The following is a 21,775-nucleotide window of genomic DNA, read 5'->3' as shown; positions in this document are numbered from 1 at the left end:
GAACTCTCACATGCCGGTACACCGCGCTCGTCGGCGACGAGAGGTCACCCAGTGTTCTGCAGGCCGGCGGCGACGCCGCTCACCGAGAGCAGCAGGAGGCGTCGCTGTTCGTCATCCGAACCGGATCCGGTGGCCTCTGCGGGGTCTCGCAGAGCGCGGAGTGCACGGAGCTGCAGAAGCGAGAGTGCGTCGACGTACGGCGTGCGCAGCTGCACCGCACGCTGCAGGATCGGCTTGTTCTCGAGCAGCCCGACACCGCCCGTGAGGCGGATCACCCATTCGCGCGTGAGCGACATCTCGTCGAGCACGAGCTGGGCGAGGTCGTCGCGATCGCCCAGTGCGAGGTACTCGCGGGCGATCCGCTCGTCGGTCTTGGCGAGGCTCATCGCGACGTTGTCGATCATGGTGCGAAGCAGCGGCCACTCGCGGTAGGCCTCGGTGAGCCGCGCCTCGTCGCCGACCGCAGCGAGTGCCGTGCCGAGTCCGAACCAACCGGCGAGGTTGATGCGGGCCTGGGTCCACGCGAAGACCCACGGGATAGCGCGCAGGTCCTCGAGCGACTCGACCGACAGGCCTCGTCGTGCGGGACGTGACCCGAGCGCGAGCAGACCGATCTCCTCCATCGGCGTGACCGTGGCGAACCAGGGGGCGAAGCCCTCGGCCTTCACGAGCGAGAAGAAGCGGTCTCGCGAGGAGCGGTCCATGACGGCGGCGATGTCGGTGAAGCGCGCTGCCGCGTCGCTCGTGCGCTGCTCGACGGTCGGTGACGACGCGAGCAGGGTCGCCGCAGCGACCTGGTCGATGTGGCGCATCGCGATCGCCGGCTCGCCGTAGCGGGCGAAGATGACCTCGCCCTGCTCGGTGAGCTTGAAGCGGCCGTCGACCGAGTGCGGCGGCTGCGCGAGGATCGCCGAGTTCGCCGGTCCGCCACCGCGACCGAGTGCGCCGCCGCGGCCGTGGAAGAGCGTGAGTTCGAGGCCCTGATCCTTCGCCCACTGGGCGATCTTCTCCTGGGCCTCGTAGAGCGCGAGGTTCGCTGCGACCGGGCCGACGTCCTTTGAAGAGTCGGAGTAGCCGAGCATGACTTCGAGCTTGTTGCCCGTCGCGGCCAGACGTTCCTGGAACTCCGGGAACGTCACGGCCTCGGCGAGGATCTCGGGTGCCGCCTGAAGATCGGCGAAGGTCTCGAACAGCGGCACGACGTCGAGCACGGGCGCATCATCGCCGAGTGCGTGCTTCGCGAGCCGGTGCACGTTCGCGAGATCGGATGCCGCCTGCGTGAACGACACGACGTAGCGGCCGGCGGCGCGGAGGCCGCGATCGCGCTGGATCTCGGCGATCGCGCGGAAGACCTCGAGCACCTCTTCGGTCTGGGCGCTGATCGCCTCGCCGGTCTCGAGTTCGGCGAGAGCCGTGGCGTGCACCTGTGAGTGCTGGCGGACTTCGAGCTCGGTCAGGTGGAACCCGTAGGTCTCGACCTGCCAGATCAGGTGCTGCACGCCGCCGAACGCGTGGCGACGGGCGCCCGCGTCCCGGAGGGAGGCCTGCACCGCGAGCAGATCTGCGAGCAGTTCCGCAGGGCCCGAGTAACGCTGCTCCTCGCCACGACGCGTCGCACCCACTCGGTGGGCCAGCGCGAGCAGCACCCGACGGTACGGCTCACCCGGCGACCGTGCACCGAGTTCTTCGGCGAGACGCGGCTCGGCCGCCGTGAAGCGGTCCCAGAGCGCGGTGACGTCGGCGCTCGGGGGAGTGTCTTCGGCATCGAGGGTGAGAGTGCGTCCGATGCGCTGGAGCGCCCGCTCGAGGCCGCGAAGGACGTGATCCGCGGCGATCTGCGAGGCCTCGCGCGTCACCGACGCGGTAACGAACGGGTTGCCGTCGCGGTCGCCGCCGACCCACGATCCCACGCGCACGAACGCCGGGACGACGGGCTCGCTCGCACCGGAATCCTCTCCGCGCAGCGCGTCGTCGATGCGTCGATACACGTGCGGGACGGTCGTGAAGAGCGTCTCGTCGAAGACGCTCATGACCTGGCGCACCTCGTCGGTGGGCGACGGCTTCTGCGCGCGCAGCGGCGCGGTGCGCCAGAGGGTGTCGATCTCTTCAAGCATCCGGCGTCTGGCGCGGTGCTCCTCGGCTCCGTCGTCGCTCGCCGCGTCGTGCTGAGTCAGCAGTTCCGACAGCCTGCGGATGCTGGACGACACGGCACGGCGACGAGCCTCGGTGGGATGCGCGGTGAACACGGGGTGGAACCGCAGGCCCTCGAGGCGACGACGAGCCTCGTCATCGCCGACCTCGGTCTTCAGCCGGGCGTACGCCGTGGCGACCGTGTCTGCGGCATCCTCGCGACCCGGCTGGCCTGCGCGCTCGCGGAGGACGCGCACGCGCTGGTGCTCTTCGGCGAGGTTCACGAGGTGGAAGTAGCAGGTGAAGGCGCGGGCGACCTCGTCGGCCCTGGCGATGCTGAAGGACTCGGCGATCGCCGCGGCGCGCTGGAAGGCGTCGGACGTCTCTTCGTCGTAGGCCTGGATGGTGGCGAGGCGCAGGCGCTCGACGTCCTCGTACAGGTCGTCGCTGCCTGACTCCTTCAGCACCTGGCCGAGAAGGGCGCCGAGCATTCTGACGTCGGAGCGCATCGCGTCCGGAATGCCGCGGCCCGCCTCGAAGCGGCCGATGATCCGGATGGCGGAGGTGTCGGTGGGCTCGGGGAAGGCGTGTTCGGGGGTCACCGTTCGAGAGTATCCCGGGTCGGGGTGGTGCTCTGCACGCATGACGATCTGAGGCGCACGGGCGTGCGGAGACCTAGCATGGAGTCGATGCGAATCTCCGCGAACCCCCTCCGAGGGCAGCAGTTCCCCGCTGTCCTCCTCCTCGTCGCCGCAGGTCTCGGCCTGCTGCTGGCGAATCTCCCGACCCACGATGTGATCGCCGCCGTGCTCGACTTCCACATCGCGGTGCCGGGCACGTCCCTCGATCTGTCGATCGAGCACTGGGTCTCCGACGGCCTGCTCGCGGTGTTCTTCCTCGTCGTGGCGATCGAGCTCCGGCACGAACTCACACATGGCGAGCTCGACTCTCCGCGCAAGGCGATGCAGCCAGCGATCGCGGCCGCGGGCGGTGTGCTCACTCCCATCGCGGTCTACCTGCTGATCGCGGGCGACTCGTCGACCGCGACGGGCTGGCCGATACCGACCGCGACCGACATCGCTTTCGCGCTCGGAGTGCTCGCGGTCTTCGGCCGCGGACTGCCGTCGACGGTGCGCGTCTTTCTTCTGGCGCTCGCGATCCTCGACGACATCATCGGCATCGTCTTCATCGCGGTGCTGTTCGCACACGACGTGCAGTGGCTGATGCTGGGGCTCGCGGTGGTCTCGGTCGCCGTGTTCTGGCTTCTCAGCAGGCTGCTGCATGAGACGGGGCATCCTGCGGTCGCCGTCGCGATGATCGTGGTGGGGATCGTCGCATGGGGCCTCGTGGCTGCCTCCGGCATCCATGCGACGATCGCCGGAGTGCTGCTGGGTCTCGTGATGTCGCCGGTGCCCGCAGGTCGCACCAGGCATGCACTCGAGCCGACCGTCAACGGGGCGATCCTGCCGGTCTTCGCCTTCGTCGCCGCGTTCGTGGTGATTCCCGATCTGGCGCCGTCCGAGCTCTCGCCCGCGTTCTGGGGCATCGTGGTCGCGCTGCCGGTCGGCAAGATCATCGGCATCTCGCTGTTCGGCTGGATCGCGATGCGCATCCGACCCCGAGGCTCGGCTCCCGCCCTGCCGTTCGCAGACATCGTCGCTGCGGGAGCGCTCGGCGGGATCGGCTTCACGGTCTCTCTGCTGCTGGCGAACCTCGCCTTCGCGACCGACGGGAACGTTCGCGACCAGGCGATCCTCGGCGTGCTCGTGGGATCGCTCATCGCTCTCGTACTGTCCGGTGTGATCGTGTCGCTCCGAGCCCGCTCCTATCGCCGTCAGCAGATCGCGACGTCATGACCGCGGGGGAGCGGGAATCGACGGGCGAGGAGCCGCACCACGACGCGCTGCGCGCGGCAGCGGAGACCATGCGCGAGGTGCGCGAGCGATGCGTCTGGTCGCAGCAGATCACCCACCGTGACCTCGTGCCGTATCTGATCGAGGAATCCCACGAGGTGATCGAGGCGATCGAGGGCGGCACGCGCGCCGATCTCCGCGAGGAACTGGGCGATCTGCTGTGGCAGGTGCTGTTCCACTCGGCGATCGCCGCTCAGGATCCCGAGGATCCCTTCGACATCGACGACGTCGCCGCGACGCTCACCGAGAAGATGGTGCGGCGGCACCCGCACGTGTTTGCCGGCGAGACCGCGACGACACCCGAAGAGGTGCTGGTGCACTGGAATGCGGCCAAGGCGGCGGAGAAGCGCACGAGGCGCAGCGTGCTCGACGGTGTTCCGCGGGGGATGCCGGCGCTCGCTCTGGCGCAGAAGATCGTCGGACGCGCCGCAGGAGTCGGCGTCACCACCGCGAGCGCCGCCGGTGAAGCCGCGGCCGTTCCGTCGAACGAGGCGGAACTCGGCGACGCTCTGCTCGAGCTCGTCGCTGTCGCGCGAGCCGAAGGATGGGACGCGGAGCGCGCGCTGCGCGAACGGCTTCGCGCGCTCGAAGCCGAGGTGCGCGAGGCCGAGTCCGGCGCCTGAGGCCACAGGCCACCCCGCCGACCTGGAAGGATGGAGGGCGTGGCTACTGTGAACCCGCCGCGCGGCATGCGCGACATCCTCCCCGCCGACAAGGCCCGCCGTGAGCGCGTCCTCTCCGTCATCCGTGACCGGTACCGGTCGCACGGATTCGACGAGATCGAGACGCCCGCGCTCGAGGAGTACTCGCGGCTGCATGCCGGCATCGGCGGCGACAACGAGAAACTCGCCTACAACGTGCTGCGCCGCGGTCTCGATGCCGAGACGATCCGGGAAGCGGCTGATGACCAGGGTGCACTCGCCGACCTCGGCCTCCGCTACGACCTCACCGTGCCGCTCGCGCGCTTCTACGCGAGCAACCGCGGTCAGCTGCCCGGTGTCTTCCGTGCCATCCAGATCGGCCCGGTGTGGCGTGCGGAGCGCCCGCAGAAGGGGCGCTACCGCCAGTTCGTGCAGTGCGACATCGACATCATCGGCGATGATTCCGCGCGCGCCGAGGCCGAGCTCATGGTCGCCTCGCTCGACGCCGTCGACGCGCTGGGGCTCGAGGGCGCGACGGTGCGCATCAACGATCGACGCGCGCTCGACTGGATGCTCGACAGCTTCGGCTTCACCGCCGACGAGCGTCCCGGCGTGCTGATCACGATCGACAAGCTCGACAAGATCGGCCCGGAGGGGGTCGCGACGGAACTGCGCGAGCGTGGTGCCGCGGCATCCGCCGTCGATGCTTTCGAGGAATTCCTGCGCCGCCCGCAGACCATGGAGTACAACCCGTTCGGCGAGCGCCAGATCCGCAAGGCGCTGCCCGAGAACGCACCGGACGAGATCGTCGGGCACCTGGTCGGCATCGGCGAGGCCGTCGCCGCCGGTCGCCCTTCGGCGGGCTCAGGGACCCAGAGCGCGGAGATCCCGTTGGTCTTCGATCCTTTCCTCGTGCGCGGCATGGGCTACTACACCGGCACGATCTTCGAGCTCGCGCACCCCTCTGTGTCGTACTCGCTGGGCGGCGGAGGCCGTTACGACGGCATGATCGGGCGCTTCCTCGGCCAGCAGGTCGCTGCGGTCGGGTTCTCGCTCGGCTTCGAGCGGCTGGTCGATCTCGTCACGTCCGGGGCGGATGCGGCTGAGCGTGCCGTCGTGCTGATCCACGACGCCGACGTGCCGGTCGTCGAGCTCGTGACCCACAAAGCCGCGCTCGTGGCGACAGGTGCCAGAGTGCGGCTGGAGCGACGTACGAAGAACATGAAGGCTCTTCTCGAGCGCTCGGCAGGCGATGGCTACACGGAGTTCGCGAGCGTCTCGGCAGGAGCCGCGGAACTGGAACTCAAACCCCTGTCCTGAGGTTCGGGAAGCCCCGGATGCCGTTCACGCGGCGTTCACGCCGGTCGGGTCGAATCGGGGTATGAGACGACAGCATCTCGTCGCCGTCGCCGGGATCGGCGTCACGGTGGTGGGGGTGGCCATCGGCATCCGATTCGTGCTCGCCCATCAGGCGGCCATCGCGCGCCGCCGCATCGGCAAGCCGCTCGGTGAGCGGTCGATCGACGCCGACCGCGTCTGGCGTCCGTCGCTCGGTGGCGAGCCGATCGAACTGCTGGTGATCGGCGACTCGCTCGCGGCGGGTCTCGGCGCCGAGCGACGCAAGCAGACGCTCGGTGGTCGCCTCGCCAAAGGCATGGCCCGGCGGATGGGATGGCCCGTGCACCTGCGCACGGCCGCGGTCGTCGGCTCGGAGTCACCCGACCTGGCCGCCCAGCTCGCCGCACTGCCCGATGGCTACTCGCCCCACGTCGCAGTGATCGTCGTCGGTGGCAACGACGTGACGCACCGTATCCCGGTCGCCGTCTCGACCCAGCACCTGCGCGACGCGATCCTGCGCCTGCGTCGTCGCGGCATCGAGGTCGTCGTCGGGACCTGCCCTGATCTCGGTGCGCTGCGCCCCGTGCCTCAGCCGCTGCGCCGTCTGGTCTCCAGCATGTCGCGCAGGCTCGCGGAGGCGCAGACAGAGACCGCGCTCGCCGCGGGGGCGCGCCCTGTCGATCTCCGTCGCGCCGTCGGCCCGATGTTCTTCGACGATCCGGATGCGATGTTCAGCATGGACCGCTTCCACCCGAGCCCCCTGGGGTACCGGCGCACGGCAGAGGCATTGCTTCCTGCCGTGTGCCTGGCGGCGGAGGCGGCGCTCAGCTCGCGTCGTCAGGTGCCGCGCTGAACGCCGCCGCCCACTCGGCCACTCGTCGCGCGCTCTCGTCGTCCGACATCGCGCACGCCCCTGATCAGCTCGTCAGCCGCAGACGGATCGCCCGGTAGAGCACTCCGATCAGCACCACAGCCGTTCCGATGATCGACGCCAGCACGGGCAGCGTGTTCACCAGCAGCAGGCAGCCGAGCGCCCCGACGACCTGCAGCGCCCGGGGGTAGCGACGCGCGGATGCCCGCTGACGGAATGCCGCGGCGTTCGCGATCAGGTAGTACAGCAGGACTCCGAAGGACGAGAACCCGATCGCGTCGCGAAGATCGGCGACGAGCACGATCGCGACCACGATGACGGCGATCAGGATCTCGGCTCGTCGGGGCACCTGCCGCCGATCGTCGACCTTCGCGAGGAACGACGGCAGATCCCTCTCCCGTGCCATCGCGAGCGTCGTGCGGCCGATCCCGGTGAGCAGTGCGAGCAGTGCTCCCATCGAGGCGGCGGCGGCCGTGATCCGGACGATCGGCGTGAGCGCGGCCCACCCGGTCGAGGAAAGGGCATCGGCCAGCGGCGCCGAGCTCGTCGCCGCGTCGCCGCCGAGGGTGACGACGACCGTGATCGCGACCAGCAGGTACACGACCACGGCTCCGCACAGCGCGAGGGCGATCGCACGGGGGATCGTCCGCGCGGGGTCGACGACCTCTTCACCCATGGTGGCGATCCGTGCGTATCCCGCGAAGGCGAAGAAGAGCAGTCCGGCGCCCTGCAGCACCCCGTAGGCCGTGGCGTCGGGGAGGGGAGAGGGGGTCGCCACGGATGCCGAGCCGAGTCCGATCGCGACCACGACGGCCAGCCCGAGAAGCGAGCAGACCACGAGGATCCGAGTCGCGAGAGCCGTCCGTGTGACGCCGAGGCAGTTGACCGTCGCGAGCGCGATCACCGCCACGATCGCGACGGGCGTCTGCCAGCCGTCGGGGGCGGCATATGCGGCGAAGGTCATGGCCATCGCCGCGCAGCTCGCGATCTTCCCGATCACGAAGCTCCAGCCGGCGACGAACCCCCACCACGGTCCGATCTCCGCACGGGCGTAGGCGTAGGTGCCGCCGGCGACCGGATGCGCCGCGGCGAGCTGAGCCGACGCGGTGGCGTTGCAGTAGGCCACGACCGCAGCGATCGCGAGCGCTGACAGGAGGCCACTGCCGGCGACGCCGACCGCCGGCGCCCAGACCGAGAAGACGCCGGCACCGATCATCGAACCGAGTCCGAGCGCTGTGGCGTCCCCGAGCGTCAGGCGGCGGGCGAGGGGCATCCCGTCATCGTCGCACGTCGGGGTGAACGGCCGGTGCCGTCATTGTGGATCAGCCTCGCGACGCCGTGACCCGCTTCTTCTCGCGGATGTAGACCTCGCGGCGCACCCTGGCGACCACATCGCCGTCGCGGTCGGTGATCACGGTCTCGAACCATTCGAGCACCTTCGCTCCGCCGTGGGCGCGCTCGCGGATCTCCGCGGCGCGCTCCCTGCTGACCTCGAACTCGGCGGTCAGTACGCCGCGGCCCGGCTTGACGAACTCGATCTCGCCGCGCGTGTCCCACACCACGTAGTCGCGTCCGAGTTGGTGCATGACGAGCATGAAGAAGTAGGGATCGGTCATCGCCGACATCGATCCGCCGAACGCCGTCTTGACGTAGTTGCGGGTGAAGACGTTCACGTGCAGCTCGACGGTCGCGTGGGTCCAGTCCTCGCTGAAGCGGCGGATGCGGATCCCGCTGAACAGGTTGGGGATCCACAGGCTCATTCCGGTGGCGAGGCGTCGGGGAGTGATGCGCATGAGGTCAGTGTGGACGACGCGGTCAGCGACGCGAAGCTTGCTGGAGGGTTCCGACAGTTGTTATAGTTCTCCTATAACTAATAGAAATTGGGGAATCGATGCTGATTCGAATCGATGCCGACAGCGCTCGGCCGCTCTTCGATCAGGTCGCGGCGTCCGTCCGTGCCGACGTCCTGACCGGGCGGCTCGGTCCCGGCGATCGGCTGCCGGCCGCACGCGAGCTGGCAGACGCCCTCGACATCAATCTGCACACGGTGCTCCGCGCCTATCAGCAGCTCCGAGACGAGGGGTTGATCGACCTTCGCCGCGGCAGGGGAGCAGTGGTCGCAGCATCCGCCGCTCCTCTGGCCGAGCTCTCGCAGGACATCACCGCGCTCGTCGCCCGCGCCGCCTCCCTCGGCGTCTCTTCCTCGACTCTGGCCGCCCTCATCAAGGAGACCGACGCATGACCCCCGAGATCCGCAGAGCCCGCACCGCCTTCTGGTGGGTGGGGGTGATCCTCCCGCTGGTCCTCATCGCGCTCTCGAGCATCGTCGTGGTCGCATGGCTCCCCGACGTGCCTGACCCGGCCGCGATCCACTGGGGTCTCGACGGAGCCGACGGCTTCGGCCCTCGGTGGATGCCCCTCGCCCTCCTGATCGGTGTCGGCGGCGGTACCGTGCTTCTGTTCGCCTTCATCGCGCTGTTCTCCCACCGGCTCCCTCAGCGGGGCGCCGCAGCACCGATCCCGCAGCCGCAGTGGTCCACCACGGCACGACTGCTCGGCGCCGTGAACCTCGGCACTGCAGGCATGATGTCTCTGCTCGCCATCGCCTCGACGGCCGCTCAGCGGGGGCTCGCGGACGCGGCGGATGCCGCCGACATCACCCCGTGGGTGCCCGTCTTCCTCGTCGTCATGGCGGGACTCGGTGCCGCGGGATGGTTCCTGCAGCCGTCGGTGCCCATCTCGCCCGAGTCGACGGGCGCGACCGCCACCCCGCTTCCGCTGGCCGATCACGAGCGCGCGGTGTGGATCAAGACCGTGACGATCGCCCGGAGCGGTCAGGTGGTGCTGGGGATCGGCGTCTTCGTCACGATCGCCATGAGCGTGCTGCTTCTGGCCCGGGGCGTCGCCGGTGGATGGATCGTGGCGGGCGTCTCACTGATTCTCGTCATCCTCGTGGCGACCGGGCTGTCCTTTCGCGTCCGTGCGAGCGACGCCGGCCTTCGGGTGCGCTCCGTGGCCGGGTGGCCCCGACTCGAGATCGCCGCCGACGAGATCGCCAGCGCTCGCGCGGTCCAGGTCAACCCTTTCGCCGAGTTCGGCGGGTGGGGCTACCGCTTCGGTGTGGACGGTCGTCGCGGGATCGTGCTCCGCAAGGGGGATGCGGTCGAGGTGACCCGCACGAACGGGCGGGTGTTCGTGGTCACAGTCGACGACGCGGCCACCGCCGCATCCGTCCTGGCCGCCGCCACGCAGCGCTGACAGCGCACCCGCACCGCCAGAACTCGCACGTAGACACACAGATCGATCAAGGAGAGCACCATGACCCGCATCCGCGTCGTCGCCATCATCGCCTTCACCGTGCTCGCATGCGGACTCGCCTGGCTCGTGGCACTGCCGCTGTGGCTGGGCGACGGGCTCGCAGAGCCGATCGCGGGGCTGCTGCTGCCGGTGATGATGTTCACGCCCGCCGTCGCGGCCGTCGTCGTGACTCTCGTCCTGCGGGTTCCCGCGGCAGGCCATCGGGTGCGCTTCCTCGGGCTGTGGCCGCTGCGCCCGGCCAAGCGAGTCATCTGGCTCATGGTCGCAGGATGGCTCGCACCGCCGCTCCTCGTGGGCCTCAGCATCCTGGTCGCGGCGGCGCTGGGGTTCATCCAGCTCGATCCGACGTTCGCGGGATTCGCTGCCGAACTCGCGAAGATGCTCCCGGAGGGCACACCGATGCCTCCGGTCGAGCTGTTGGTGATCTCGCAGATCGCGATGATCCCGCTGGGTGCACTCCTCAACTGCGTCGTGGCCTTCGGCGAGGAACTGGGCTGGCGCGGATGGCTCGTGCCCGCGCTGCGACCGCTCGGCACCTGGCCGACCCTGCTCATCAGCGGAGCGATCTGGGGTCTGTGGCACAGCCCGGTGATCCTGCTGGGCTACAACTTCGGCCGCACCGACATCACCGGCGTTCTCTTCATGATCGGCGGATGCATCGCCTGGGGCATCCTGCTCGGCTGGCTGCGCCTGCGCTCCGCCTCGGTCTGGCCGGCGGTCCTCGCACACGGCTCGCTGAACGCTGCAGCCGGACTCGTGATCCTCTTCGCCGCATCGCAGCCCGATCTCGCGCTCGCCGGCCCGCTGGGGGTCGCCGCGTGGATCGTGGCCGCCGTCGTCATCGCGATCCTCGCAGTCACAGGGCAGTTCCGACAGCAGCCCGAGCTCGCCGACGCACCCGGGCGGCTGTTGTCCGCCCCTCGCGGGGGAGAGCGCCCGTCGGCCCCTTGACGACCCACGGGCCTCGCGGTTTGCTGAGGTCATGAATTCCACCCCCGACGCCTGGTCGAATGCCGATGCCTACCTCGCAGACCTGCTGGTCGGCCACGATCCAGGGCTCGAGGCTGCTCTGACCGCTCAGCGCGATGCCGGCCTGCCCGAGATCGAGGTCGCACCGGTCGGCGGCAAGTTCCTCCACCTCCTCGCTCGCATCAGCGGCGCTCGCCGCGTTCTGGAGATCGGGACGCTGGGTGGATACTCGACCATCTGGCTGGCCCGCGCCGTCGGTCCTGACGGCCGCGTCGTCACGGTCGAGGCGGAGGCCGACAACGCAGCCGTGGCGAGGGCGAGCATCGACGCGGCAGGTGTCGGCGACCGTGTGGACGTCCGCATCGGCCGCGGCGCCGATGTGCTCCCGTCCCTCGTCGGCGGGTTCGACCTGGTCTTCATCGACGCCGACAAGGAGTCGAACACGATCTACCTCGACTGGGCCGCGAAGCTCGGGCATCCCGGCACCGTGATCGTCCTCGACAACATCGGGCGTGACGGCGAGATCGTCCGCGAGGACTCCACCGACACGAAAGTGATCGGCACCAGGGACGCGCTGCGGATGCTGGGGGAGGACCCCCGCTTCGACGCCACAGCACTGCAGACGGTGGGCGTCAAGGGCTGGGACGGCGTCGCGCTCGCAGTCGTGGTGTGAACACTCGGGGGCGACCCCGGGGCTCGCGCTCGGGCGGGCTAGACTGGGGCGCGGATCGACGACGCTCCACACACCTTTTCTCTGAGCAAGGAGCACATCAGTGGCACTGATCGAGGCTGTAGGCGCACGCGAGATTCTCGACTCGCGCGGAAACCCGACCGTCGAGGTGGAGGTGCTCCTCGACGACGGCGTCGTCCAGCGGGCCGCCGTCCCGTCCGGTGCATCCACCGGCGCATTCGAGGCGTACGAGCTCCGCGACGGCGACAAGAGCCGTTACGGCGGAAAGGGCGTCCTCAAGGCAGTCGACGCCATCATCGACGAACTCGGCCCGGCTCTCGAAGGCGTCGAGGCCAGTGAGCAGCGCATCGTCGACGAGATCCTGATCGAGACCGACGGCACCGAGAACAAGCAGCGCACCGGCGCGAACGCCATCCTGGGCGTCAGCCTGGCTGTCGCCAAGGCCGCGGCCGACTCGGCCGACCTGCCTCTCTTCCGCTACCTGGGCGGCCCCAACGCGCATGTGCTGCCCGTGCCGCTCTTCAACGTCATCAACGGCGGCGAGCACGCCGACAACGGCATCGACATGCAGGAGTTCTTCCTCGCACCGATCGGCGCCGAGACCTACTCCGAGGCGCTCCGCTGGGGCGTCGAGACCTACCACGTGCTGCGCGGCGAGCTGAAGGCAGCCGGTTACGCGACCGGTCTCGGCGACGAGGGCGGCTTCGCCCCCGACCTGCCCAGCAACCGCGAGGGCCTCGACTTCCTCGTCAAGGCGATCGAGAAGGCCGGCTTCACCCCGGGCACCGACATCGCGCTCGGCCTCGACGTCGCCGCCACCGAGTTCTTCAAGGACGGCGTCTACCGCCTCGACAACAAGGACTGGACCGGCCCCGAGCTGATCGAGTACTACGAGGGTCTCGTCAAGGACTTCCCGATCGTCACGATCGAGGACGCACTCGCCGAGGACGACTGGGACAACTGGAAGCTCCTCACGGACGCTCTCGGCTCGAAGGTCCAGCTCGTCGGAGACGACCTGTTCGTCACCAACCCGACGCGCCTCGCCGACGGCATCAAGCGCGGCGTGGCCAACTCGCTGCTCGTCAAGGTGAACCAGATCGGAACGCTCACCGAGACGTTCGACGCGGTCAGCCTCGCGCAGCGCTCGGGCTACACGGCCATGCTGTCGCACCGTTCGGGTGAGACCGAGGACACCACGATCGCCGACCTCGTCGTCGCGACGAACGCGGGTCAGATCAAGGCGGGTGCGCCTGCTCGCAGCGAGCGCGTCGCGAAGTACAATCAGCTTCTGCGCATCGAGGAAGAGCTGGGCGACGCCGCGGTGTTCGCGGGCCGTTCCGCGTTCCCGCGCTACCAGGGCTGACTTCAGCCGACGATTCATCCGGCTCTCTGAGCCGAACCCGGAGGAGGAGCCGTGGCACGACGACCGGCTCCTCCTTCGGCGTCTCCGGGCGCCGTCCGGTCGGGACGCGCTGCACCGACAGGGGGCTCGCGGTCTTCCCGCTCCGGCAGCCCCGCCGACCGCAGGGTCGACGTGCGCGAGTGGGCATCCGGCATCCGTCTGTCCGCGTTCTCCGTCATCATGCTGTCACTCGTGGTGCTGGGAGCGTGGGTGCTGGTTCCGACGCTCGGCACGTTCATCGACCAGCGTCAGAAGATCACCGCGCTCGAGCATTCCATCCAGGTCTCGGAAGATGAGATCACGGCCCTCGAGAACGAGCGCGATCGATGGAGCGACCCGGCCTACATCACGACCCAGGCCAGGGAACGCCTCTACTACGTCAAGCCGGGTGAGGTGGTCTATCTCATCGACAACGATGTGGATCCCGCCGCCCTCCCGCAGGAGCAGACTCCCGTCAGCGACACGCTCGAAGAGACACCGTCGGACTGGATGCCGCAGCTGCTGCGCACTCTGACCGCAGCAGGTCTCAGCGACACCGCTGCCGTCCCCGAGTGAACGACGACCGCGCTCGGCTCGCATCGAGCATCCTCCCGGACGTCTCCCGTACGCTGGACGAGTGACCACCCCGCCTTTCCTCGCCCCCACGACCGCCGAGCTCGCCGTGGTGTCGGCCCAGTTGGGCAGGCCCGCGCGAGGCGTCGTCGGAATCGCCGCACGGTGCGTCTGCGGCAACCCGACGGTCGTCGCGACGACTCCTCGACTCCCCGACGGCACGCCGTTCCCCACGTTCTACTACCTGACGCACCCGGCGGCGACCGCTGCGATGTCGACGCTCGAGGCCACGCAGGTGATGCCCGAGCTCGCCGCTCTGCTCGCCGACGACTCCGAGGTCGCCGCAGCCTATCTCGCGGCACACGAGGCATACCTCGCAGATCGCGCGCAGTTCGGCGACGTCAGCGAGATCGACGGCATTTCTGCGGGCGGCATGCCGACGCGGGTCAAGTGCCTGCACGCATTGGCCGGACACGCCCTCGCCGCAGGCGCGGGCGTGAACCCGATCGGCGACGAGGCGCTCGCGCGGTCCTCCTGGTCTCCTGAGCGCTGCCGGTGCGAGGAGCCGGGTGCCGCTGTTCGTGAGGGCGAGGGCTCGTCGGCATGAGGTCGCGGCGGATGCTCCGTGGCGCCGTCGCGATCGCGGCGGTCGTGGCATCCGTGCTGCTCCTCGGCTCGACGGCCGCTCCCACTCCCACGCCGACCCCGCCGGTCCCCGACGACCCGTCCGATCCGGTGCGGGCATCGGAGTACTGGCTCGACGGCGCGGGAATCCGCGATGCATGGCAGACCACGCGAGGGAAGGGCGTGACGATCGCCGTGATCGACACCGGGATCGCCAGTGTGCCCGGGGTCTTCGATCAGGCGGTGATCGGCGGTACCGACGTCTCCGGCACCGGCTCGCCGGATGGGCGGACGCCCCTCGGTGCGATCGACGGCAACCATGGCTCGTGGGTCGCGTCGCTGGCGGCGGGTCGCGGCGCGGCGGATGGCACGGGCATGATCGGCGTGGCTCCCGAAGCGAACCTGCTGTCGATCTCGGTGGGTTTCGGTGCGGCGGCGCGAGTGCCGTTCACCGAGCAGGTCGCGAAAGGCATGCGCTGGGCGGTCGACAACGGCGCCGACATCATCAACCTCTCCTTCACGACCAACACGCTCGACTGGGACAAGAGCTGGGACGACGCGTTCCTCTACGCGTTCGAGCACGACGTCGTGGTCGTGGTGGCTGCAGGCAACCGGGGGAGCGGAACCAACATCATCGGCGCGCCCGCCACGATCCCCGGCGTTCTCACCGTCGGCGGCGTCGACCAGACCGGAACGGCGAGCCTCGAGGCGTCGACGCAGGGCATCACGATCGGCATCGCGGCGCCCAGCGAGGGGCTTCGCGGGGTCTCGGCCGACGGCGAGGTGGCGCGCTGGAACGGGACGAGTGGCGCGGCGCCGATCGTGGCCGGCATCGCAGCGCTCATCAGGTCGGCGCACCCCGACATCGACGCGGCGAATGTTATCAATCGCATCATCCGCACGGCCATCCCCGTCGAGGGGGTGACGCGCACACCCGACCCGCTCTACGGCTATGGGCTCATCGATGCCGAGGCGGCGGTCTCCGCAGACGTTCCGTCCGTCGACTCGAACCCCATGGGAGATCTCGCCGAATGGGTGCGACTCTTCCGGCGTGCGGAATCGGAGCCCCAGCCCGTGCCGACCGTCACTCCGGTGACGATACCGCCGCTGCCGGCCGCCGACGCGCCCACGGAAGCCGGTTCACCGCTGCTTCCCAGCGCTGATTCACTGCGCTACGGTACCCTGCCGCTCATCGCGCTCACAGTCCCTGGTATCCTGGTAGCGCTTGGCGTCACCGCAGCTGCCCGGCGCATCCGATCGGCGCGCGCTCGCACGCCACATTCCTGACTCTAGGAGTTGTCCCTCTGTGCCTCAGAACAGCACTGTGCCCAAGATTCTGATCGTCGGTGGAGGCTATGCAGGCTTCTACACGGCGTGGAAGCTGGAGAAGCACCTTCGCAAGGGTGAAGCCGACGTCACCATGGTCGACCCGCTGCCCTACATGACCTACCAGCCCTTCCTTCCGGAGGTCGCCGCCGGCTCGATCGAGGCACGCCACTCGGTGGTCGCCCACCGACGTCACCTCAAGCGCACGAACGTGCTCACCGCGAAGATCACGGGCATCAACCACGCGGAGAAGGTCGCGACGATCACCCCGCCAGTGGGCGAGCCGTACGAGTTCGCGTATGACCAGATCGTCGTCACCGCAGGTGCCGTCTCGCGTACCTTCCCGATCCCGGGCATCGCCGACAACGCGATCGGTCTCAAGACCATCGAAGAGGCGGTGGCGATCCGTGACCGCCTGATGTCGAACTTCGACAAGGCCGCGTCGCTGCCCGCCGGTCCCGAGCGTGATCGCCTGCTGTCCGTCGTCGTCGTCGGTGGTGGATTCGCCGGCATCGAGGTGTTCGCCGAGCTGCGCTCGCTCGCCTCGTCGCTCGTGGCGAAGTACCCGCAGATCAGCTTCGAGGACACCCACTTCCACCTCATCGAGGCCATGGGGCGCATCATGCCCGAGGTCTCGCTGCCGACGAGCGAATGGGTGCTCAAGGACCTCGCCAAGCGCGGTGCCAACGTGCACCTCGACACGCAGCTCACGAGTGCCGTCGACGGCAACGTCGAGCTCTCCACCGGCGAGGTCATCCCGACCGACCTCATCGTCTGGACCGCAGGCGTCATGGCGAACCCGACCGTGGTGCGCGGCGGCGACCTTCCGATCGAGGAGCGCGGCCGCATCCAGACCCGTGCAGACCTCCGTGTCGGCACGCCCGAGGCGTTCGTCGAGGGTGCCTGGGCTGCCGGTGACGTCTCGGCGGTCCCGGATCTCTCGGGTGGTGGCGTCGGCGGTTTCTGCGTGCCGAACGCCCAGCACGCGGTGCGTCAGGCGAAGCTGCTCGCGAAGAACCTCACCGCCGTGCTGCGCGGCGAGGCTCCGAAGGAGTACTTCCACAAGAACCTCGGAGCCGTCGCGGGCCTCGGTCTCTACAACGGTGTCTTCCAGTCCGGAAAGATCGCGCTCAAGGGCTTCGTCGCCTGGGTCGCGCACCGCGGATACCACGGCCTCGCCATGCCCACGTGGGAGCGCAAGTTCCGCGTGGTCTGGGGCTGGTGGAACAACCTGTGGCTCGGCCGCGACCTGGTGAACCTCGAGACGGTGCAGAACCCGCGCTACGTCTTCGAAGAGTTTGCCGCGCGTCCCCGTCCGGCCGCTCCCGCGACCACGGCCCCGGCCGCTCAGGCTGCCGCCTCCGACAAGGCCGCAGACGAGAAGCCTGCCGGACAGAAGACCGGAGTCAAGAAGTCGGCGGCGAAGAAGCCCGCTGCCGAAAAGGCTGCAGAGACGGCCGCAGCGAAGTAGACCGCGCTCGACGAACGCCCCGATTTCTCCGGAGTCGGGGCGTTCGTCGTCTCCGGCGACGGTTCCTCGCATCCGGCTCATAGGAGCGATCGGTACGATCGGTCGCGCAAGGGGAGTACTCCCGACTGCGGTGGCGTCGTCATTACGGACATGAAGTCGTGTCCCGGCCCACCGGCCCGTTTCGGGCGGAGGAGACCTGGCGTCCGTATCCACGGACAGTCGTCGATCCCCGCGCCCTCGAGGTGTGCTTCGGTGGCTGTTCACGCCACACGAAGGAACCACGACCATGGGAATGCTGGACCGTCTGCTCGGAATGGCCTCACAGGCTCTCGATCTCGATGGCAAGAAGGGCGACGCCCGCACGGCCGAACCTGCTCGCCCCGCACCCTCCGCCTCGGGAGGAACCAGAGACCCGTACAGCCCACCGCCCGCTGCCGCCCCGCGCGCTCAGCGTCCCGGTGCTCCCGCATCCTCGCCTCGAGGGACGGATGCCGATCGCGCGGCGATCGCCCGCTACGACTATCTGCTGCAGACCGCGGATCCGCACCGGGTCGAGGAGATCCATCGCGAAGCGTTCGCACGGCTGACCCCCGCGCAGCGCTCTCAGGTGCAGGAGCGCATGAACGCGGAGCTGCCGCCGCACGAGCGCCCGTCCTCGTCGTCCGCTTTCGATCTCGCACGCGCCGCGGGTCGCACCGAGGCCGCAGGTCCCGGACGTATGCGCGGTCTGCTCTCGCGGGTCCGCGGCGTCGGCGCGGCCGGCGTCGTGGGCGGCGCTGCTGTCGGCGTGCTCGGGGTCGTGGCGGTGGGCGCGGTGTCGAGTGCTGTCGCCGCGCCGCTGCTCGAGCAGGCCGCGGGGCTCGGTGTCGACTTCGATGCGCTGGCACAGGGTGTGGACCTCGAAGGGATCGTCGGCGGGCTCGGAGCCGAGGAGCTCGTGTCCGGCGCGGCCGAGGGAGTGTCGGGTGCCGCCGAGGGCGTGCTCGGATCGGCGGGAGAAGCCGTGTCCGGCTTCGGAGACACGGCCGGGGAGTGGGGGCAGAAGCTCGGCGATCTCGGGATTCCCGGGATCGGCGACCTCTTCGGACGCTGAGACTCCTCGTCGGAGGTGCCCCCGCTGGGACTCGAACCCAGACTGAAGCGATTTTAAGTCGCCTGCCTCTGCCATTGGGCTACGGGGGCGGAGGGCCTGAGCCCTGGCTCAGCGTACACGGGGAGGCGTGTCGGTGAAGAGTGCCGACATCCTGACGACGTCGTAGTGTGGGGGAGTGCTCGACCTCACCGCTGATCTGAGCCCTGAACGGGGACTCTCGTCCGTCGCCCCGGAGTGGCAGGACCCCTCCCGGTACTGGCCCCGTCTGTCCGCTGCGACCGGTCACCTTCCCGCGCCCGTGGCCGTCATCGATCGCGAGGCGCTTCGGCACAACGCGATGGACCTCCTGGTGCGGGCAGGAGGGTTGCCCATCCGCGTGGCGTCGAAGTCCGTCCGCGTCCGCGCCGTGCTGGACGCCGTGCTCTCGCTTCCCGGATATCGCGGCATCCTGGCTTTCACTCTCGCGGAAGCGCTCTGGCTCGCCGAGACGCACGACGACATCGTTATCGGCTATCCGACCGTCGACCGCGAGGGACTGGCCGAGCTGTTCGCCTCGGAGGATGCCGCACGACGAATCACGGTGATGGTCGACGATCCGGCGCACCTCGACATCATCGACAGCGTCGCCCCGGCCGGCCGTCGTCCCGAGATCAGGGTCGCGATCGATGCCGATGCGTCATGGCGGTCTGCGGCCCTCGGCCACATCGGCGTGCGGCGATCCGCACTGTTCGACGCGGGAGAGGTCGCCGCGTTCGCCCGTCAGATCGTCCGACGTCCTGGGTTCAGGCTGGTCGGGTTGCAGATGTACGAGGCGCAGATCGCCGGCCAGGGCGACGCGGCAGGTGCCGACGCCCCGCTGATCCGCTTCGTGCAGTCGCGTTCCCGCGCCGAACTCAGAGATCGACGGGCGGCGATCGTGGCCGCCCTCACCGACGTCGCACCGCTGGAGTTCTTGAACGGCGGAGGCACCGGTTCGCTGGAGTTCACGGGCAGCGACGAGTCCCTCACCGAGGCGAGTGCAGGCAGTGGTCTGCTCGGAGGACACCTGTTCGACGGTTATCGGTCATTCCGTCCCGCGCCGGCATCGGCATTCGCCTTCGATGTGGTCCGTCGCCCGACCGTCGACATCGCCACGGTGCTCGGTGGGGGATGGATCGCCTCGGGTCCTGCGCTGGCATCCCGGCAGCCGCTGCCGGTCTGGCCGCAGGGATTGCGGACCCTCGCTCGTGAAGCCGCCGGCGAGGTGCAGACGCCTCTGCAGGGGCAGGCCGCGACGGCACTCGGGATCGGCGACCGGGTCTGGTTCCGCCATTCGAAGAGCGGAGAACCGGCGGAGCGGATCGACCGGTATCAGCTGGTGTCCGGCGATGAGGTCATCGACGAGCTGCCGACCTACCGCGGCGAGGGAAAGGCGTTCCTGTGACGAGGATCGGCGGCACGTGGCAGAACTGGGGACGGACAGCGCAGGTCAAGCCGCTCCGGGTCGAGCGCCCGCGCAGCCCGGAAGGCGTGCAGCGGGCGGTCACGGCGGCTCTCGCACACGGCCTCAGCATCAAGGCAGTGGGCGCGGGGCACAGCTTCACGGGGATCGCCATCGCCCCGGGCGTGCTGCTCGAGCTCGACGACATGCAGGGTCTCGTCTCGGCCGATCCGGATCGGGGGCGGGTGACCCTGCTGGCTGGAACACGGCTCCACCGGATCCCCGCGCTTCTCGCGCCCTATGGCCTCGCGATGGAGAACCTCGGCGACATCGATCGGCAGTCGATCGCCGGAGCGATCTCGACGGGCACTCACGGCACCGGATCAGGATTCGGTGGACTCGCCACCCAGGTGGTGGGGGTGACGATGGTCACCGCCTCGGGGGAGTTCCTCCGCGTCGACCACGACAGCAGTCCGGAGCTCCTGCCGGCCGTGTCGCTGGGGCTCGGCGCGCTCGGCATCATCGTCGAGGTCACGCTTCAGTGCGTCCCGGCGTTCGTGCTCAGTGCGGTGGACGAGCCGGTGCCGATCGACGAGGTCCTGGCGAACCTCGATGATCGCGTCGCCGCATCCGATCACTTCGAGTTCTACTGGTTCCCGCACACCGAGGTCGCGCTGACGAAAAGACAGAGCCGGATGCCGGAGTCGACGCGCCGACAGCCGCTGCCCGTCATCGGCAGGTGGATCGACGAGACTCTCCTCTCGAACGGCGTCTACCGTGCGGTGTGCGCGGGCGCGCGACTCGTGCCCGCGGTCACTCCGCCGTTCAACAGGCTCGCGGTGAAGCTCACCGGCGACAGGCAGTACGTCGAGCGATCGCACCGTGTGCTGACTCAGAGCCGCACGGTCCGGTTCCGAGAGATGGAGTACGCGCTCCCCGCGCCGAACGTGGTGCCGGCCTTCCAAGCAGTGAGAGACCTCATCGAGCGGCGAGGATGGCGCATCGAGTTCCCGATCGAGGTCCGCTTCGCTGCGGAGGACGATCGCTGGCTCTCCACCGCGTATGGCAGGGCGACCGGCTACATCGCCGTCCATCGTTACTGGCGGGCGGACCCGACCGCATACTTCGAAGCCGTCGAGCAGATCATGCTCGAGCACGGAGGCAGGCCGCACTGGGGCAAGCTCCACACCCTCGATGCCGCGCAGCTGCGCGAGCGTTATCCGCGGTTCGACGACTTCACCGATCTGCGTGACAGGCTCGACCCCGAGCGGCGGTTCAGCAACCGGTACCTCGATCGCGTGCTCGGCGAGTGAGACCCCCGCTTCCGCATGCGGCCGCACCCAGTCGGCGTGCAGACTGCGCGGATAAGATGAGACAAACACGAGGAAGGGTGGGCCTCTGATGGAATGGCTCGTGCCGGTACTGATCGTCGTCGGCGTGATTCTGCTCGTCGGAATCTATCTGTGGGCGACGTACAACTCGCTGGTGCAGCTGAACGTCCGCGTCGACGAGGCGTGGAGCGGCATCACCGTGCAGCTCAAGCGCAGGGCAGACCTGATCCCCAACCTGATCGAGACGGTCAAGGGCTACGCATCGCACGAGAAGGCGGTGTTCGAGAACGTCACGCGCGCTCGAGCCGAGACGCTTTCGGCCGGCGGCCCGGGCGAGGCGGGGATCGCCGAGGGGCACCTTCAGCAGGCGCTTCGCAGTCTATTCGCGGTGGCCGAGGCCTATCCGCAGCTGCAGGCGAGTCAGAACTTCCTCCAGCTGCAGCAGTCGATCGTCGACACCGAGGACAAGATCCAGGCGGCCCGACGCTTCTACAACGGCGGCGTGCGTGAGCTCAACACGAAGATCAAGGTCTTCCCCAACAACCTGTTCGCGAAGGGTCTGGGGTTCACCGAGCGCGAGTTCTTCGAGGTCGCCGACAGCGGTGCGATCTCCGAACCGCCCCGCGTGCAGTTCTGACGTTCGAAGGCCCGATGCGCACAGGCGCATCGGGCCTTCTGCGTACCC

The 21,775-nt window shown here is 69.1% G+C and carries 20 protein-coding genes and 1 tRNA gene; 17 read left to right on the top strand and 4 right to left on the bottom strand.

The genetic code is table 11. The features are described 5' to 3' along the window. Positions 1 to 44: 44 nt before the first annotated feature. A complete protein-coding gene (locus tag ACZZZN_RS09990; RefSeq protein WP_463504998.1) occupies positions 45 to 2,732 on the bottom strand; it encodes a phosphoenolpyruvate carboxylase in 2,688 nt (895 codons plus the stop codon). A gap of 87 nt (positions 2,733 to 2,819) precedes the next feature. Here ACZZZN_RS09990 and nhaA point away from each other — a divergent pair, with 87 nt between their 5' ends. The 4 genes from nhaA to ACZZZN_RS09970 all read left to right on the top strand — a co-directional run bounded on the left by nhaA (position 2,820) and on the right by ACZZZN_RS09970 (position 6,875). Next, positions 2,820 to 3,986, top strand: a complete 1,167-nt coding sequence (gene nhaA, locus ACZZZN_RS09985; RefSeq protein WP_463504997.1) for a Na+/H+ antiporter NhaA — start codon at positions 2,820 to 2,822, stop codon at positions 3,984 to 3,986. After that, positions 3,983 to 4,666: a nucleoside triphosphate pyrophosphohydrolase gene (locus ACZZZN_RS09980; protein ID WP_463504996.1), complete on the top strand. Its 684-nt coding sequence runs from the start codon at positions 3,983 to 3,985 to the stop codon at positions 4,664 to 4,666. Before nhaA ends, ACZZZN_RS09980 begins: the two co-directional genes overlap by 4 nt. Before the next feature lie 66 nt (positions 4,667 to 4,732). Further along, positions 4,733 to 6,004 carry a histidine--tRNA ligase gene (locus tag ACZZZN_RS09975; protein ID WP_463506581.1) on the top strand — a complete coding sequence of 424 codons (1,272 nt, stop codon included), beginning with the start codon at positions 4,733 to 4,735 and terminating at the stop codon, positions 6,002 to 6,004. Between the two features lie 61 nt (positions 6,005 to 6,065). After that, on the top strand, positions 6,066 to 6,875 hold the full coding sequence (locus ACZZZN_RS09970; protein ID WP_463504995.1) for an SGNH/GDSL hydrolase family protein: 810 nt from the start codon (positions 6,066 to 6,068) through the stop codon (positions 6,873 to 6,875). A gap of 64 nt (positions 6,876 to 6,939) precedes the next feature. On the opposite strand, the gene ACZZZN_RS09965 is transcribed toward ACZZZN_RS09970, so the two are convergent. Together ACZZZN_RS09965 and ACZZZN_RS09960 are read right to left on the bottom strand one after the other, a co-directional pair. Next, positions 6,940 to 8,166 carry an APC family permease gene (locus ACZZZN_RS09965; protein ID WP_463504994.1) on the bottom strand — a complete coding sequence of 409 codons (1,227 nt, stop codon included), beginning with the start codon at positions 8,164 to 8,166 and terminating at the stop codon, positions 6,940 to 6,942. Positions 8,167 to 8,215: 49 nt separating this feature from the next. Next, positions 8,216 to 8,686, bottom strand: coding sequence for a PaaI family thioesterase (locus ACZZZN_RS09960; protein ID WP_463504993.1), 471 nt, complete (start codon positions 8,684 to 8,686; stop codon positions 8,216 to 8,218). Between the two features lie 98 nt (positions 8,687 to 8,784). Here ACZZZN_RS09960 and ACZZZN_RS09955 point away from each other — a divergent pair, with 98 nt between their 5' ends. The 10 genes from ACZZZN_RS09955 (at position 8,785) to ACZZZN_RS09910 (ending at position 18,339) form a co-directional block, all read left to right on the top strand. Further along, the gene (locus ACZZZN_RS09955) at positions 8,785 to 9,135 is read left to right on the top strand and encodes a GntR family transcriptional regulator (RefSeq protein WP_463504992.1); all 351 of its coding nucleotides are present in this window, start codon (positions 8,785 to 8,787) and stop codon (positions 9,133 to 9,135) included. Then, positions 9,132 to 10,151 carry a DUF1648 domain-containing protein gene (locus tag ACZZZN_RS09950; protein ID WP_463504991.1) on the top strand — a complete coding sequence of 340 codons (1,020 nt, stop codon included), beginning with the start codon at positions 9,132 to 9,134 and terminating at the stop codon, positions 10,149 to 10,151. Before ACZZZN_RS09955 ends, ACZZZN_RS09950 begins: the two co-directional genes overlap by 4 nt. A 60-nt stretch (positions 10,152 to 10,211) precedes the next feature. Beyond that, positions 10,212 to 11,162: a lysostaphin resistance A-like protein gene (locus ACZZZN_RS09945; protein WP_463504990.1), complete on the top strand. Its 951-nt coding sequence runs from the start codon at positions 10,212 to 10,214 to the stop codon at positions 11,160 to 11,162. A gap of 31 nt (positions 11,163 to 11,193) precedes the next feature. Then, positions 11,194 to 11,853: an O-methyltransferase gene (locus ACZZZN_RS09940; protein WP_463504989.1), complete on the top strand. Its 660-nt coding sequence runs from the start codon at positions 11,194 to 11,196 to the stop codon at positions 11,851 to 11,853. Between the two features lie 100 nt (positions 11,854 to 11,953). Next, positions 11,954 to 13,234, top strand: coding sequence for a phosphopyruvate hydratase (eno, locus tag ACZZZN_RS09935; RefSeq protein ID WP_056308775.1), 1,281 nt, complete (start codon positions 11,954 to 11,956; stop codon positions 13,232 to 13,234). 51 nt (positions 13,235 to 13,285) lie between these two features. Continuing rightward, on the top strand, positions 13,286 to 13,828 hold the full coding sequence (locus ACZZZN_RS09930) for an FtsB family cell division protein (RefSeq protein ID WP_463504988.1): 543 nt from the start codon (positions 13,286 to 13,288) through the stop codon (positions 13,826 to 13,828). A 61-nt stretch (positions 13,829 to 13,889) separates the two neighbouring features. Then, on the top strand, positions 13,890 to 14,432 hold the full coding sequence (locus ACZZZN_RS09925) for a DUF501 domain-containing protein (RefSeq protein WP_463504987.1): 543 nt from the start codon (positions 13,890 to 13,892) through the stop codon (positions 14,430 to 14,432). Between the two features lie 11 nt (positions 14,433 to 14,443). Then, entirely contained in the window at positions 14,444 to 15,736 is a 1,293-nt protein-coding gene (locus tag ACZZZN_RS09920; protein WP_463504986.1) for a S8 family serine peptidase, read from the top strand. A 37-nt stretch (positions 15,737 to 15,773) separates the two neighbouring features. Beyond that, positions 15,774 to 17,246, top strand: a complete 1,473-nt coding sequence (locus tag ACZZZN_RS09915; protein WP_463504985.1) for an NAD(P)/FAD-dependent oxidoreductase — start codon at positions 15,774 to 15,776, stop codon at positions 17,244 to 17,246. Between the two features lie 286 nt (positions 17,247 to 17,532). Further along, positions 17,533 to 18,339 (top strand): cation-transporting ATPase, encoded by an 807-nt coding sequence (locus ACZZZN_RS09910; RefSeq protein ID WP_463504984.1) that lies wholly within the window; start codon positions 17,533 to 17,535, stop codon positions 18,337 to 18,339. A 16-nt stretch (positions 18,340 to 18,355) separates the two neighbouring features. Here the strand turns inward: ACZZZN_RS09910 and ACZZZN_RS09905 are convergent. After that, a tRNA-Leu gene (locus tag ACZZZN_RS09905) sits at positions 18,356 to 18,428 on the bottom strand. An 86-nt stretch (positions 18,429 to 18,514) separates the two neighbouring features. Between ACZZZN_RS09905 and ACZZZN_RS09900 the strand changes: the two genes are divergently transcribed. The 3 genes from ACZZZN_RS09900 to ACZZZN_RS09890 all read left to right on the top strand — a co-directional run bounded on the left by ACZZZN_RS09900 (position 18,515) and on the right by ACZZZN_RS09890 (position 21,727). After that, positions 18,515 to 19,762 (top strand): alanine racemase, encoded by a 1,248-nt coding sequence (locus ACZZZN_RS09900; RefSeq protein WP_463504983.1) that lies wholly within the window; start codon positions 18,515 to 18,517, stop codon positions 19,760 to 19,762. Then, on the top strand, positions 19,759 to 21,072 hold the full coding sequence (locus tag ACZZZN_RS09895) for a D-arabinono-1,4-lactone oxidase (protein ID WP_463504982.1): 1,314 nt from the start codon (positions 19,759 to 19,761) through the stop codon (positions 21,070 to 21,072). The genes ACZZZN_RS09900 and ACZZZN_RS09895 overlap by 4 nt, the downstream gene beginning before the upstream one ends. Before the next feature lie 88 nt (positions 21,073 to 21,160). Next, positions 21,161 to 21,727 (top strand): LemA family protein, encoded by a 567-nt coding sequence (locus tag ACZZZN_RS09890; RefSeq protein WP_046013812.1) that lies wholly within the window; start codon positions 21,161 to 21,163, stop codon positions 21,725 to 21,727. The last annotated feature ends 48 nt before the right edge of the window (positions 21,728 to 21,775 follow it).

It is taken from the genome of Microbacterium sp. AC145 (assembly GCF_979258505.1).
This window is presented reverse-complemented; position numbering and strand designations above follow the sequence as displayed.

What these genes read in the sequence shown, in the direction of transcription:
- nhaA (WP_463504997.1), top strand. Translation starts at nt 2,820, where the DNA reads ATGCGAATCTCCGCGAACCCCCTCCGAGGGCAGCAGTTCCCCGCTGTC.
- ACZZZN_RS09980 (WP_463504996.1), top strand. Translation starts at nt 3,983, where the DNA reads ATGACCGCGGGGGAGCGGGAATCGACGGGCGAGGAGCCGCACCACGAC.
- ACZZZN_RS09975 (WP_463506581.1), top strand. Translation starts at nt 4,733, where the DNA reads ATGCGCGACATCCTCCCCGCCGACAAGGCCCGCCGTGAGCGCGTCCTC.
- ACZZZN_RS09970 (WP_463504995.1), top strand. Translation starts at nt 6,066, where the DNA reads ATGAGACGACAGCATCTCGTCGCCGTCGCCGGGATCGGCGTCACGGTG.
- ACZZZN_RS09965 (WP_463504994.1), bottom strand. Translation starts at nt 8,166, where the DNA reads ATGCCCCTCGCCCGCCGCCTGACGCTCGGGGACGCCACAGCGCTCGGA.
- ACZZZN_RS09960 (WP_463504993.1), bottom strand. Translation starts at nt 8,686, where the DNA reads ATGCGCATCACTCCCCGACGCCTCGCCACCGGAATGAGCCTGTGGATC.
- ACZZZN_RS09955 (WP_463504992.1), top strand. Translation starts at nt 8,785, where the DNA reads ATGCTGATTCGAATCGATGCCGACAGCGCTCGGCCGCTCTTCGATCAG.
- ACZZZN_RS09950 (WP_463504991.1), top strand. Translation starts at nt 9,132, where the DNA reads ATGACCCCCGAGATCCGCAGAGCCCGCACCGCCTTCTGGTGGGTGGGG.
- ACZZZN_RS09945 (WP_463504990.1), top strand. Translation starts at nt 10,212, where the DNA reads ATGACCCGCATCCGCGTCGTCGCCATCATCGCCTTCACCGTGCTCGCA.
- ACZZZN_RS09940 (WP_463504989.1), top strand. Translation starts at nt 11,194, where the DNA reads ATGAATTCCACCCCCGACGCCTGGTCGAATGCCGATGCCTACCTCGCA.
- ACZZZN_RS09920 (WP_463504986.1), top strand. Translation starts at nt 14,444, where the DNA reads ATGCTCCGTGGCGCCGTCGCGATCGCGGCGGTCGTGGCATCCGTGCTG.
- ACZZZN_RS09910 (WP_463504984.1), top strand. Translation starts at nt 17,533, where the DNA reads ATGGGAATGCTGGACCGTCTGCTCGGAATGGCCTCACAGGCTCTCGAT.
- ACZZZN_RS09890 (WP_046013812.1), top strand. Translation starts at nt 21,161, where the DNA reads ATGGAATGGCTCGTGCCGGTACTGATCGTCGTCGGCGTGATTCTGCTC.